The sequence below is a fragment of the Arenicella xantha genome (assembly GCF_003315245.1).
GTDB lineage: Bacteria > Pseudomonadota > Gammaproteobacteria > Arenicellales > Arenicellaceae > Arenicella > Arenicella xantha.
This window is the reverse complement of sequence record NZ_QNRT01000002.1, coordinates 199,141-212,640: the sequence shown is the minus strand read 5'-3', so window position 1 is coordinate 212,640 and position 13,500 is coordinate 199,141. Positions and strand designations below refer to the sequence as shown.

The 13,500-nt window shown below is 46.4% G+C and carries 10 protein-coding genes and 4 tRNA genes; 12 read left to right on the top strand and 2 right to left on the bottom strand.

The window, feature by feature from the left end; genetic code table 11:
* Positions 1–56 precede the first annotated feature (56 nt).
* Entirely contained in the window at positions 57–1,100 is a 1,044-nt protein-coding gene (gene queA, locus DFR28_RS06860; RefSeq protein WP_113953600.1) for a tRNA preQ1(34) S-adenosylmethionine ribosyltransferase-isomerase QueA, read from the top strand.
* A 13-nt stretch (positions 1,101–1,113) separates the two neighbouring features.
* Here the strand turns inward: queA and DFR28_RS06855 are convergent.
* Positions 1,114–1,190 (bottom strand) — tRNA-Arg (locus DFR28_RS06855).
* Between the two features lie 242 nt (positions 1,191–1,432).
* Positions 1,433–1,996 (bottom strand): elongation factor P, encoded by a 564-nt coding sequence (efp, locus tag DFR28_RS06850; protein ID WP_113953599.1) that lies wholly within the window; start codon positions 1,994–1,996, stop codon positions 1,433–1,435.
* A 114-nt stretch (positions 1,997–2,110) separates the two neighbouring features.
* Between efp and uvrC the strand changes: the two genes are divergently transcribed.
* From uvrC to DFR28_RS06795, 11 genes are all read left to right on the top strand, one after another.
* Positions 2,111–3,919, top strand: a complete 1,809-nt coding sequence (gene uvrC, locus DFR28_RS06845) for an excinuclease ABC subunit UvrC (RefSeq protein WP_113953598.1) — start codon at positions 2,111–2,113, stop codon at positions 3,917–3,919.
* Between the two features lie 102 nt (positions 3,920–4,021).
* Positions 4,022–4,609, top strand: coding sequence for a CDP-diacylglycerol--glycerol-3-phosphate 3-phosphatidyltransferase (gene pgsA, locus DFR28_RS06840; protein ID WP_211316918.1), 588 nt, complete (start codon positions 4,022–4,024; stop codon positions 4,607–4,609).
* Positions 4,610–4,689: 80 nt separating this feature from the next.
* Positions 4,690–4,764: transfer RNA gene (locus DFR28_RS06835), tRNA-Gly, on the top strand.
* A gap of 113 nt (positions 4,765–4,877) precedes the next feature.
* Positions 4,878–4,951 (top strand) — tRNA-Cys (locus tag DFR28_RS06830).
* Positions 4,952–5,096: 145 nt separating this feature from the next.
* A tRNA-Leu gene (locus tag DFR28_RS06825) sits at positions 5,097–5,183 on the top strand.
* A 151-nt stretch (positions 5,184–5,334) separates the two neighbouring features.
* Positions 5,335–6,534, top strand: a complete 1,200-nt coding sequence (locus DFR28_RS06820; RefSeq protein ID WP_113953597.1) for a tyrosine-type recombinase/integrase — start codon at positions 5,335–5,337, stop codon at positions 6,532–6,534.
* 189 nt (positions 6,535–6,723) lie between these two features.
* Complete coding sequence (locus DFR28_RS06815) at positions 6,724–8,178, top strand: class I SAM-dependent DNA methyltransferase (RefSeq protein ID WP_113953596.1); 1,455 nt, start codon at positions 6,724–6,726, stop codon at positions 8,176–8,178.
* Entirely contained in the window at positions 8,178–9,395 is a 1,218-nt protein-coding gene (locus DFR28_RS06810; RefSeq protein WP_170132002.1) for a restriction endonuclease subunit S, read from the top strand. Before DFR28_RS06815 ends, DFR28_RS06810 begins: the two co-directional genes overlap by 1 nt.
* Positions 9,392–11,977 (top strand): EcoAI/FtnUII family type I restriction enzme subunit R, encoded by a 2,586-nt coding sequence (gene hsdR, locus DFR28_RS06805; protein ID WP_113953594.1) that lies wholly within the window; start codon positions 9,392–9,394, stop codon positions 11,975–11,977. The genes DFR28_RS06810 and hsdR overlap by 4 nt, the downstream gene beginning before the upstream one ends.
* 1 nt (position 11,978) lies before the next feature.
* Entirely contained in the window at positions 11,979–12,467 is a 489-nt protein-coding gene (locus DFR28_RS06800; RefSeq protein ID WP_147250947.1) for a hypothetical protein, read from the top strand.
* Positions 12,464–13,453 (top strand): hypothetical protein, encoded by a 990-nt coding sequence (locus DFR28_RS06795; RefSeq protein ID WP_113953592.1) that lies wholly within the window; start codon positions 12,464–12,466, stop codon positions 13,451–13,453. Before DFR28_RS06800 ends, DFR28_RS06795 begins: the two co-directional genes overlap by 4 nt.
* Positions 13,454–13,500 lie beyond the last annotated feature (47 nt).

Genomic DNA, 13,500 nt, shown 5'->3' with positions numbered 1-13,500 from the left:
GGTCAGTAGCGCGTTGATATAGAGCTTTGCTAAGTGAGCTGATAGACTCCGCAAATATGAATATTGCTGATTTTACCTATGATCTACCTGACGAGTTGATCGCTCAATTTCCTAGTCCTCAACGCGGCGCTAGTCGCTTGCTGAAACTTATGCAAGGTCGCGGGATTGAAGACTCGCAGTTCCCTGATCTTGTTGACGAACTACAGTCTGGAGACCTGTTGGTGTTGAATAACACCAAGGTGATTCCAGCTCGATTGCATGGGCAAAAAGAGACGGGTGGCCGTGTTGAAATATTGCTTGAGCGTATAACCGGTGCAAATCAATTTGTAGCGCAAATTAGAGCCAGTAAAGCGCCCAAACCAGGCCAAGTTTTACACGTAGATGGTGATGATTCAGCACGCCTAATGGTGACTGGGCGGCGTGACACGTTTTTTGAATTAGAGTCCAATCAGCAAGGTTCTTTGTTTGATTGGTTTGAGCGGGTAGGGCATATGCCTTTGCCGCCGTATATTGATCGCAACGACACGGCTGGTGATGCTGATCGCTATCAGACTGTGTTTGCTAAGGAGCAGGGCGCCGTCGCCGCGCCAACCGCAGGGTTACATTACGACGATGCGTTGTTAGCCCGCATTCGAGCCAAAGGAGTGGATATCGCCACAGTAACTTTACATGTTGGTGCTGGAACGTATCAACCGGTTCGCGTTACCAAGGTCGAAGATCATGTTATGCATTCTGAGTACGTAGATGTAAATCAGCAGGTTTGCGATCAGATCAAACTGACTAAAGAGCGAGGCGGGCGTATTGTTGCGGTTGGTACAACGGTGGTGCGTTCACTCGAAACGGCGGCGCAAGCGACTGGTGATGAATTGATAGCGCCGTTTCAGGGCGACACGGATATCTTTATTTATCCAGGTTACCAGTTTAAGGTGATCGACTTACTGCAGACCAACTTCCATTTACCTGAATCAACCTTGCTGATGCTAGTCAGTGCGTTTGCTGGTACAGAACCAATTCAACAAGCCTATCAGCACGCTATTGCGCAAGGCTATCGTTTTTTTAGTTATGGCGATGCCATGCTGCTGGAAAAGAGCACAGCTTAGCGGTGGCTATGTGTGGCGTCCTGGAGAGGATTTGAACCTCCGACCTGCCGCTTAGGAGGCGGCTGCTCTATCCAGCTGAGCTACCAGGACGTATTTAGCTATTAACACACATAAACTGAGACAATCTTACACGTCAAATATCAATAGCGCGTAGCGGCCATTGTTTGCTACTTGTATGTGATTCTCAGTTTGACTCGCTGTCGGACTATTAACTTTCACAGCCTTTTAATTTTAAAGCTCTGTAATTTTTAAAAGCCCAGCGAAGGTAATATTCGATTGTGAGGCTCGCTGAATACCAGCCTCACAATTAAGCTTGAAAATGTTCGGGCTTACTAGGCTCGCTCAACATACTCGCCGGTTTCAGTGTTAACTTTGACTTTCTCGCCAATGTTAACGAATGTAGGCACAGTGATACGGATCCCCGTTTCCAATTTGGCCGGTTTGCCACCGCTCGCGGCAGTTTGACCTTTAACCACGCCTTCTGTGTCGACAACTTCGAGTACCACGTTGGCCGGTAGATCAACGCCAATCGGAGTCTCATCGTAGAAGTTGATTTGCACGTCAGTGTTTGGCAGTAGGTAGCCGGCTTGCTCTGATATGTCATCAGCGCTCAAAATTAGCTGCTCATATGTTTCGCTATCCATAAAGATATGGTCATCGCCGTCAGCATAAAGGTATTGCATCTTGCGTGGCTCTACATGTGGTCGCTCGACTTTATCGGTAGAGCGAAAGCGCTCATTCAATTTGGTGCCGTTGATGATGTCTTTCAATTCACATTGAACAAACGCACCACCTTTGCCAGGTTTCACATGGCTCTTTTTAAGAACGCGCCATAAGTTGCCCTGGTGCTCAACTAAGCCACCAAGTCGAATTTCATTTGCCGATATCTTTGCCATTGCCTTGTAGAGGGGTAATTTTGGTAAGTCGCGATTATAGGTGAACGAAGCGTCTCAAGACCAGCCTGATTAACGTTATAATGTGCTTGAAATTGGTCTTTTATGTAGCTTACCTTGGCTTTTGATTCTAAAACTTTTTTGCAACACGTCGGACAAGCGCCGGGCATTTATCAAATGTTCGATGCGCAAGGTGCCTTACTGTATGTTGGCAAAGCGAAAAATCTAAAAAAACGATTATCCAGTTATTTTCGCACCACCGGTTTGCCGATTAAAACCGAAGCGATGATGCAAAAGGTCGAAGACATTCAGGTGGTAGTCACACACACCGAGAATGAGGCGTTGATTTTAGAGTCCAACCTTATTAAGCAACATAAGCCACGCTACAATATTCTACTGCGTGACAGCAAAAGCTACCCATTCATTCATATCGACGATTCGCATGACTATCCGCGGTTAAGCTTTTATCGCGGCGACCGCAGTCAACCCGGGCGTTATTTTGGCCCGTATCCTGGGGTTACTGCAATTCGCGACACTTTGGCCTTATTGCAAAAGGTATTACCGGTTCGGCAATGTGACGATGTATTTTTCAGCAATCGCTCACGCCCATGCTTGCAGTACCAGATCAAACGTTGCAGTGGCCCCTGTGTTGGTGTTATCTCGAAAGAGGACTACAGCAAAGATATTGAGCTTGCGGCATTATTTCTGCAAGGCAAAGACGACTCATTAAATACCTTGCTGCAAACCAATATGGAGAAAGCGTCAAAAAACCTTAAGTTTGAAGAAGCCGCTGGTTGGCGCGACCGTATTAATGCGTTGCGCCGAGTGCAATCGCATCAATCGATTACTGCCGGGCATTCTGATATCGACATTATTACCGTTGCGACTCTGCACGGTAAGGTCTGCGTTGAGGTGACATTTATTCGTGGTGGTCGCCATAGCGGCAGTAATGGTCATTTTCCCAAGGTGCCCTTAGATTTTACTGAGGTTGAAATACTCAGCGCATTTATCACACAGTATTATCATCGACGTTCCGCGCCGAAAGAGATATTGGTCGGGCAAGCCTTACCTGACGGCGACAATTTAGAAACATGGCTTACCGAACAAGGCGACCGCAAGGTATCGATCGTTCATTCCGTGCGTGGTCACCGGCGTGACTGGCTGCAAATGGCACAGCTCAACGTTACCGAGCGACTCAAGCGGCATATGTCGGAGAAACAAAGCGTTGAGAAACGTCTGCAAGCATTGTCGGCGGTATTTCAACTCGAGCAACAACTAACAAGGATCGAATGTTTCGACATCAGTCACACACAGGGCGAGCAAACAGTCGCTAGCTGTGTGGTGTTCACTGAGAAGGGGATTACTAAATCTGATTATCGGCGCTATAACATTACTGGCATTACGCCCGGTGACGATTACGCCGCTATGCGACAAGCCATTATGCGTCGGTATAAGCGTGTACTCAAAGAAGAGGGCAAGCTACCCGACCTGCTGTTAATTGATGGCGGCAAGGGTCAGTTGTCGTCGGCGGCAGAGATTATGCGTGAATTGCAAATCACCGATGTTTTGTTAGTTGGGGTAGCCAAAGGTGAGGGCAGAAAACCCGGGCTTGAAACCTTGTTTGTTGAGGGTCAGTCAATTGGCATTAAGCTAGCTGCCAACTCGCCGGCCATGCACTTGGTGCAACAGATTCGTGATGAAGCTCACCGCTTCGCGATTACCGGGCATCGAGCTCGTCGCGGTAAGGCACAAACGCAATCGATTCTACAAGAGATACCGGGTATCGGTGCAAAACGCCGGCAAGCTTTGCTGAAGCATTTTGGCGGGCTGCAGGGCATTCAACAGGCTGGCATGAGAGATCTTGCAAAAGTCACTGGCATTAACGAAGACCTCGCTGATAAAATCTATCACTACTTGCGAAAATAGCCAATTAAGTCCACCACAACTTATCAAAGCGAGTTAAATCTCGCCTTGCTTTAATGTTAAACTACAACTCGTAGTTACCCTAATTATTAACATCGCTTGTCGATGAAAACCATGCGCTTAAACATTCCTAATTGCCTGACTCTGTTTCGAATTATCGCGATTCCGCTAATTGCGATCATCTATTTTTCGGACATTAAATACGGCAATTGGTATTCCACCATCGTGTTTACCTTAGCCGGAATTAGTGACGCCCTTGATGGCTACTTAGCCCGACGTTGGAATCAAACCAGTAAGCTCGGTGCGTTTCTCGACCCGGTTGCCGACAAGTTATTAGTCTCAACCATGTTGCTGCTGGTTATCAGTGATGTGAACCTGCATTCGCGATTGTGGAGCGAGATGCTGTTTATCGTAACGGTGATTGTCATTATCAGTCGCGAGATCACTGTGTCGGCATTGCGCGAGTGGATGGCAGAATTAGGTAAACGTGCCAATGTTGCGGTCTCCACCGTTGGTAAATACAAAACCGGCATTCAAATGGGAGCCATTGGCTGCCTGTTGTTTCAAAGTCACTTTATTGGATTACCGGTGTTGTTGATCGGCGAGCTAATGTTGTACGCAGCAGGTGTTCTCACTATCTGGTCAATGTCGATCTATTTGCGCGCTGCCTATAATGCAGTTAAGGCAGATTAAGCTAGTTTCGAGATTTTTGAAATAAAACCTAAATCAACGATTGACTAGCCGATTCATCTGCATATAATAGCGCCACTCAAGCGGGAATAGCTCAGTGGTAGAGCACAACCTTGCCAAGGTTGGGGTCGCGAGTTCGAATCTCGTTTCCCGCTCCAAAGACAACAGAAACGGGAAAAGCAACGTCTTTTCCCGTTTCTATTTGAGCAAGTTATATTGTTGATCGAATTTAGGTCGGTTAGTTTATAATAAACTCAGTACTGCACTAAATGGCTCGATGGCAGAGTGGTTATGCAGCGGCCTGCAAAGCCGTGTACGCCGGTTCGACTCCGGCTCGAGCCTCCATTTAGTTTAGCGGTAGTCGTGCTAGAAGCACGCATCAGTAAAGGTCAGTCAGCAATAGCTGGCAAACACGACCAACGGCAGCTCGCAACGAGCCGCTATGAAAAATTAGTAGAGGGAAGCCAATCCCTACACACCTAATTAGTATGCCCGGGTGGCGAAATTGGTAGACGCAACGGACTTAAAATCCGTCGGTGGCAACACCGTGCCGGTTCAAGTCCGGCCCCGGGCACCATTCTTTAGTTTTATTCAATCCTGTAAAGTTCCAATAAGCCATATTTAATGCGGGTTTTCGCCTGTTTTACGTCCTAGCTAGTCCATTGCCATTTCAGTAAATCCACATTATTTGGGGGTACATTTGGGGGTTCTTTTGTTATAGTGATTTTATGCTTACTACTAGCAAGATCAATTCATTGAAGGCCAAAGAGAAGCCGTACAAGGTTTCAGATGCTCATGGCTTGCATATCTATGTTCGTCCTAGTGGAACTAAAACATGGAGGCAAAAGTACCGTATCAACGGCAAGGAGAAGCTGCTCACTCACGGTAAATACCCATTCACATCATTAGCCGAAGCCAGAAAGCTAAGAGATGTGGCGCTCGCATTACTGGAAAAGGGCAACGACCCTGCCAAGGCCAAGCGCCAAGCAAAAGCGCAACTATCTAACACCTTTGGTAATGTTGCGAAGGAGTGGTTTGATAAAGAAGAGATTAACTGGAAGCCCATACACTCAAATAAAGTCTGGCGACAAATGGAGCGTGATCTGTTCCCGATTCTCAAAGACCAGCCAATCGATCAAATATCGCCCACTGACCTACTTGAAGTGCTTAAAAAAGTAGAAGCGCGAGGTGCATTAGACGTGGCGGCCAGATTGCGTCAACGCTGTGAAGTGATTTTTAAACACGCCATCCTAACTGAGCGCGCTCAAACCAATCCAGCAACTCAGTTAGTTGGTGTACTAAAAACTAAAAAGGTTAAACACCTAAATGCGCTAGAAGCGAAGGAACTCCCCGCGTTTTTCAGCAAGCTAGAAGGCTTCGATAGCCATGCAATAGTAAAAGCGGCGACCAAGATTGTGGCGCATACATTTGTGCGTAGCCAAGAGTTAAGGTTCACCACATGGGCTGAGATCGACTTTGAAAACCATTTATGGACTATCCCTGCTGAGCGCATGAAAACTCAAGCTGCTGATCACCTAATACCGCTCTCAGATCAGGTAATTGAGCTGTTTACAATTTTGCAGCAACACAACGGAAGTCGTGAATACGTATTTGCTAGCCCGCAAAGGCCCAAACAGCCAATTAGCACTAATGCCATGATTCAATTGCTGTACCGAATGGGCTATAAAAACAAGGCGACGGTACATGGCTTTAGAACCACCGCCAGCACTTTTCTAAACGAATCAGGCTACAACGCTGACGCTATCGAGCGTCAGCTATCACACGGCGAACGAGATAAGGTTAGGGCCGCTTACAATAGAAGTGAGTACCTTGCTGAGCGAACTAGGATGCTCAATGATTGGAGTCGCTATTTAGCCTCAATGAATGAAAACGTTATTCCTCTAAAAACTAATAAAAGTGAGAATTGAATAGCGGAAAATAAGTAAAGCCAGCGCAGTAAGTCGCCTGTCTCATATGGAGTGTGATCAATACTTAATCTAAACCGCTTTTTAGATTAGACTACCTAAGACTAGATTAGATATTAATGGCCTATACATCGTGAGCTTTATCAAAGCCATAGTGCAGGCCGACCTTAATACACGGAAAAGGGGCGAAGGGTGTTTGAGCAAGTTTTTAAGAACATAGACGATATTCTCCATAAGGACGCGGGTTGTTCGAGTGAACTGGATTACACAGAACAAACCTCATGGATGCTTTTCCTAAAGTACCTTGATGACCTAGAACGCGAGAAGGCGCTTGCTGCTGAGCTGATGGAGCAAGAGTACAGCCACATCATTGATCCAGAGCATCGCTGGAATACATGGGCGGCTCCGAAAGACGCTGAGGGTAACTTCGATCACAATGAAGCGCTCACTGGCGATGACCTGATGGAGTATGTCGATAATGAGCTGTTTCCATATCTCAAGTCATTTAAGCAACGCGCGACAAGCCCAGACACCATTGAATACAAGATTGGTGAGATTTTCGGTGAGATCAAAAACAAAATTCAAAGCGGTTACAGTCTCAGGGATGCGCTAGAGAAAATAGACGAGTTGCGCTTTCGCTCGCAAGAAGAAAAACACGAGCTGTCGCACCTCTACGAAACCAAGATCAAGAACATGGGCAACGCTGGTCGTAATGGCGGAGAATACTACACGCCAAGGCCCCTGATTCGCGCCATGATAGCGGTAGTCAACCCGCAGATAGGTGAGACTGTTTACGATGGTGCGGCAGGTTCAGCAGGCTTTCTATGTGAAACTTACGATGTATTGCGCCAGCGTGAGGGGCTATCTAGCACTGACCTGAAAATTCTACAAGAAAGCACCTTCTATGCTCAAGAGAAGAAATCGCTGGCCTATGTCATCGCCATCATGAACATGATCCTGCATGGCATCGAAGCGCCCAACGTAATCCATACCAATACTCTGGGTGAGAATATAGCCGATATTCAGGACAGCAATCGCCATGACATCATATTGGCTAACCCGCCGTTTGGTGGCAAAGAACGCCCAGAAATACAGCAGAACTTCACTATTAAAACTGGCGAGACTGCTTTTTTATTCTTGCAACACTTTATCAAGAAGCTAAGGCCCGGTGGTCGCGCTGCGGTAGTCATTAAGAATACTTTCCTGTCTAACACAGACAACGCCGCTGTCGCTCTGCGTAAGGAGCTGTTGGAGAACTGCAACCTGCACAGCGTATTAGATTGCCCCGGTGGAACGTTCATTGGTGCGGGTGTAAAGACCGTGGTGTTGTTCTTTGAGAAAGGCGCGCCCACGCAGAAAGTTTGGTTCTACCAGTTAGACGTGGGCCGCAACATGGGCAAGACCAACCCACTGAATGACAATGACCTGAAAGGGTTTGTCGCCTTGCAGAAAACCTTTGCTGATTCTGATCAATCTTGGTCAGTTGATGTTAGCGAGATAGACCAAAGCACTTGGGATTTATCGGTTAAAAACCCGAATAAAAACGATGAAGTTATCTTCCGTGAGCCAGCGGTGATTATCGAAGAGATTATGGCATTGGATAAAGAGAGTGAAGTAATTCTGGGTAATATTCGGGAGTTGTTATGATGGATTGTTGGCCAGTCCACAATTTAGTAGATGTCACCGACCTAATTACTTGCGGTGTAGCAAAGAGACCAAATTATGTAGACTCGGGCATTCCATTTTTATCTGCTAAAAATGTTAAAAATGGCATGATTATTTGGAATGGTTATCAGTACATTACTAAGCAAGACCATGATGAATTAACAAAAAATAATAAGCCTACAAGGGGAGATATTTTATACACAAGAGTTGGAAGTTTTGGAGAGGCCGCAATTGTTGATTCAGATGAAGAGTTTAGCGTTTTTGTAAGCCTTACTTTGATTAAGCCAAAGCACGACATATTGTATAATCGGTTTTTGAAATACTATTTAAACTCTAGCGAGGTAAAGCAACTTGCTAAATCTAGTATCAGTGGTTCAGGAGTAGGAAATCTGAATGTTGGAACGGTAAGAAAATTTCCAATACCACTCCCCCCAATCCCCGAACAACAACGCATCGTCGCCATCCTCGATCAAGCCTTTGCCGACATCGACAAAGCCCGCGCCAACGCCGAGCAGAATCTAAAGAATGCCCGTGAGTTATTTGATAGCTATTTGCAGCAGGTGTTTAGCCAGCGTGGTGAGGGGTGGGTTGAGACCCCACTTGCGGAATGTCTCGAACTGATCACATACGGATTTACAAACCCCATGCCAGCAGTCGAAGATGGGCCGTGGATGGTAACTGCGAAAAATGTTATTGATGGCCAAGTCGACTACACGACAGCTCGCCACACTTCACGTGATGCCTTCGAGAACCTCTTGACGGATAAAAGTCGCCCAAGGTTAGGCGACGTGCTACTCACGAAAGATGGGACGCTTGGGAGGCTTGCAGTAGTAGAACAAACGGATATTTGTGTTAACCAATCGGTAGCTGTGTTGCGGCCCAATGAAAAAGTAGGCTCGCATTTTCTTCGTCTTTTATTGAGTAGTCCTGACTATCAAAAAAAGATGATAGGAAACGCTGGTGGGGCCACGATCAAACATATTTATATAACGAGGGTTGATAAAATGCTCGTTACTTATCCGACGTGTCATGCTGAACAGCAAAGGATAGTGGAAAGGGTATTAGCCTTCGTTAGACAGTCGCAGAGAATCACTTCTATCTACAAGGAAAAGCTAACCGCGCTCGAAGAACTCAAAAAATCCCTACTCCAAAAAGCCTTCTCAGGAGAACTGACCAAAAGCAAGGACATAGCTGCATGAATCGAAAAGAGGCGGATACACGTGCAGACCTGATTGACCCTAAGCTCAAGCAAGATGGCTGGGGCGTGGTAGAATACAGTTATATCCGCCGTGAAGAAATCTGTCCTGGTCGCATCATTACTGGCGGCAAGCGTGGCACTAAGGTATCCAGTGACTACGTATTGATCTACCAAGGCCGTAAGCTAGCGGTCGTTGAGGCCAAGCGAGAAGGTTTGTCTTACGTTGAGGGTGTTCGTCAGGCCAAAGATTACGCGACGCGTTTACAGTGCCGCATAGCCTATGCCACTAATGGGCATGATATTTATCAGATTGATATACTCACTGGGCAAGAGTCGTTAGTTGATGACTACCTAACGCCTGAGCAGCTTTGGACACTTACATTTAGCCCCGAAGATGGTACGCCTAAACCTGATTTCACTAGTGGCTGGCGTGAACGGTTTGCCGCTATTCCAATCGAAACCAAAAGCGGCAGTTGGACACCACGTTACTATCAAGAGAACGCCATCAATAAGGTGTTGGATTCCATCGCGCAAGGTGAGAATCGGATTCTATTAACCTTGGCTACTGGCACTGGTAAGACGTCCATTGCCTTTCAAATCGCGTGGAAATTGTTTCATGCTCGTTGGACCTTAAAAACACAAAAAGACCCCGATTCGGCTAAACGACGCCCGCGCATTTTGTTTCTAGCAGATCGTAATATTCTGGCCAATCAGGCGTTTAATAGCTTCGACGCCTTTGGCGAGGATGCACTGGTACGCATCGCCTCTGATGAGTTGCATAAACTCAATCAGCAAGTCGATGACGTCACAATGACCATCGCCAAACCAAAGGATGTGCGCTCAACCAAAATGCGTAACGTGCCTAGAAACGCGGCGGTGTTTTTTACCATCTTCCAAACTTTTATGAGTGGCAAAGATGACGAAGGGAGTGACAAGGCTTACTTTGAGGACTACACAGAAGACTTTTTTGATTTCATTATTATTGACGAGTGCCATCGTGGCGGGGCGAACGATGAAAGTAGCTGGCGCGAAGTCTTAGAGCATTTTTCACCAGCGGTGCAGTTAGGTCTAACCGCTACGCCAAAGCGTAAAGACAACGTCGATACCTACGACTATTTTGGCGACCCTGTTTACAGTTACACACTTAAAGAGGGCATTAATGATGGTTTTCTAACACCGTTTAAGGTGTTCACCATCGTCGGCACCATGGATGAGTATGTTTATACCCCCGGTGATGGCTTAGTGGTAAAGGGAGAACCTGAACCCGGTAGGCTATACAAGGAGGGCGACTTCAATAGAATCATCACCATTCCAGCACGCGAGCAACGCCGCGTTAAGTATTGGATGGACAAAATCAACCCTAAAGATAAGACGCTTGTTTTCTGCGCTACCCAAGAACACGCTGGAAGTGTTAGGGATTTTATTAATCAGTACGCGGTTGAACGAGGGTGGACAACGAATACAGACTACTGTGTGCGGGTAACGGCCAACGATGGCAAGGCGGGTGAGACCGACTTAAAGACGTTTCAAGACAATGAAAAAACCATCCCCACCATCCTAACCACTTCAAGAAAGTTATCTACTGGAGTGGATGCCCGCAATATACGCAATATTGTACTGATGCGGCCCTGCAATAATATGATCGAGTTCAAGCAGATCATTGGGCGAGGCACACGCGTGATCGAAGGCAAAGATTTCTTCACGGTGTACGATTTTGTCAAAGCCCACCACAACTTCGCCGACCCCGAATGGGATGGCGAGCCACTACCGCCAGAAGATTGCAAGGTCTGCAATAACACTCCCTGCACGTGTGAACCAGAGCCATGTGATGAATGCGGTTTTACACCCTGTGCTTGCGACAAGCCTTGCACAAAATGTAAGCAAACCCCGTGTGTGTGTGAACCAGAAAACTGCCCAATTTGCGGTACAACGCCCTGTATCTGCGAACCCGGTGCCTGTGCAATTTGCGGTAATAGCCCGTGTACCTGCAATGAGAAAATAGTCATTACACTGAGCGACGGCAAAACTCGCCAGATTAGACACATAGACGCAGTAATGTATTGGAGCGATTCAGGTAAACCCATCACCGCCAAAGAGTTCGTAGAACGCATGTTCGGCGACCTACCTAGATTCTTTGAAAACGAAGACCAGCTACGCGAGATATGGAGTGACCCAAATACCCGTGAAAAGCTACTAGAAGACCTCTCAGAGGACGGCTACGACGCTGAAAAGCTAGAAGGCATGAGAGACCTAATAGATGCCCGAGACAGCGATGTGTACGACGTGCTGGCGTATGTGGCGTTTGAAGCAGAAACCGAGACACGAGAAGGCAGGGCGCAGTACGCTATCGAAGAGATTCGAGAGAACTACAGCGCCAAGCAACAAGAGTTTATTAGTTTTGTATTGCAGAAATACATCGCCGATGGTGTCCAAGAACTGTCTACTAAGAAAATGCAAAGTTTAATTCAACTGAAGTACGCCACACTGAGCGACGCAGCAACGGAATTTGGTTCAACCAAGGTTATTCGAGATACATTTGTTGGGTTTCAGAAGTATCTTTATGAGCAGCGGGGGGGAGATTAGATTGCCTCTAGACTTGTCCAACCTCACTGATGAGGAGTTAATTCTGGCCTATGGTCACGTTTTGGGGGCGCTTCGCGAAAGGGGAATTATCCGAACCAAGAATATCGTCGGTGAGCTGGGTGAGCGTTATTGTGAGACTATTTTCAATAAACAGGTAGGGCTTCCGAGTTTTGCCGTACTACCCACAAATGCAAAGGATGTGGATGCAGAAGACTGCGACTGGTTGGCTTATTCCACCAAATCAGTAACTCTATCGAGCGCAAAGCGTACGGGTTTATTTCATCTATCAAATGATCATAATTTGCAAGATAAGCGTTTCGACTATCTGTTGGTCTGTATCTTGAATGATTCAATGTTGCTAAGGGCTATTTATCGGTTTGAGTGGGGTTTGTTTTGGGAGTTGAAAAGCTGGAGTTCGACGCAGAAGGCTTGGTTTTTGAGTCTAACAAAGAAAAATCTTAAGTATGCTGATCAAGTATATAACCAATGAGCAAGCTATTTAAACTCAAAGAATGGTTGACGATAGCCGAGGCCGCAACCCATTTTTCATCGGCTTTTGGCGAGCAAGTTGAAAAGAAAGACATATTTCGGCTCGCGCTTGATGGGCATTTGAAGTTGTCGGTTAATCTTGTGAACTTTGCGAAAGCACGAATAGGGACAGTTGGTGGTCTTGAAGATGCAGTCTATTATGATTCTCCCTCGATTTTTACCCCAGAATTGCTGAAGAGGTTGCTGTCTGACGGAGTAGAGTTGGAGCAGGACATTGCTCAAATAACGGTGCTTAAGAGCCTCAAGTTAAGCGAGGACAAATATATTAATTTGGACGATGAAATCATAACTGTCGGGGGTACGTGGGATTTGTCTATGTGGGGTGCTGAGCAATTGGACTTAGAGCATGAATACCAAATGTTAACTGATGGTCCCGCAGTCACATTGGAAACGATTGAAGGTGTCTTTTTACAGCGCGGTAATCAGGTTTGCCAGTTGCAAGAAAGCTTTGAGCAGAATGAGTTTGAAAAAGGTTCCAAGGCAAGTGGAGAGTTATTAGAAAGAACGATCATTGAGAAAAATATTTCAAAAAAAGCGGCTCGAAAGCTACACGAAGACTACCGCGCGTCGAGAGCTGAGTACCTTGAAAAGAGATCAGAGACCGCGAAGGAGAATGACTACTATCCAATGGGGGGACTGCCTAACGATGCTGTCTATGTCGTGAAAAGCGATGAAGTGCTCAGGTTTTTGTCATCATTGGGTGAAGACACGCAAGGCTCAGGCTCGAGCCTTGGTGCTAGGGAGCGAAATACGTTGTTGGTTTTATTGGCGACTATGTGCGATCAAGCGAATTTCGACTATAACCAGCGAGGTATATCTAAAGCAATAGAAGCTGCAACCGAAGAAATGGGTGCGAGAGTCAGTGACGACACTATTAGAAAGGTTTTAAGTCAAATACCCGCAGCGCTTGAATCAAGAAACAAATAACAACCTAATTAGGAATCCTAAAACCTAGTTAGTCCTTAGTTGTGGAC

Coding starts and splice junctions, on each gene's coding strand:
- queA (WP_113953600.1), top strand. CDS start 57: ATGAATATTGCTGATTTTACCTATGATCTACCTGACGAGTTGATCGCT.
- efp (WP_113953599.1), bottom strand. CDS start 1,996: ATGGCAAAGATATCGGCAAATGAAATTCGACTTGGTGGCTTAGTTGAG.
- pgsA (WP_211316918.1), top strand. CDS start 4,022: ATGAAAACCATGCGCTTAAACATTCCTAATTGCCTGACTCTGTTTCGA.
- DFR28_RS06820 (WP_113953597.1), top strand. CDS start 5,335: ATGCTTACTACTAGCAAGATCAATTCATTGAAGGCCAAAGAGAAGCCG.
- DFR28_RS06810 (WP_170132002.1), top strand. CDS start 8,178: ATGGATTGTTGGCCAGTCCACAATTTAGTAGATGTCACCGACCTAATT.
- hsdR (WP_113953594.1), top strand. CDS start 9,392: ATGAATCGAAAAGAGGCGGATACACGTGCAGACCTGATTGACCCTAAG.
- DFR28_RS06795 (WP_113953592.1), top strand. CDS start 12,464: ATGAGCAAGCTATTTAAACTCAAAGAATGGTTGACGATAGCCGAGGCC.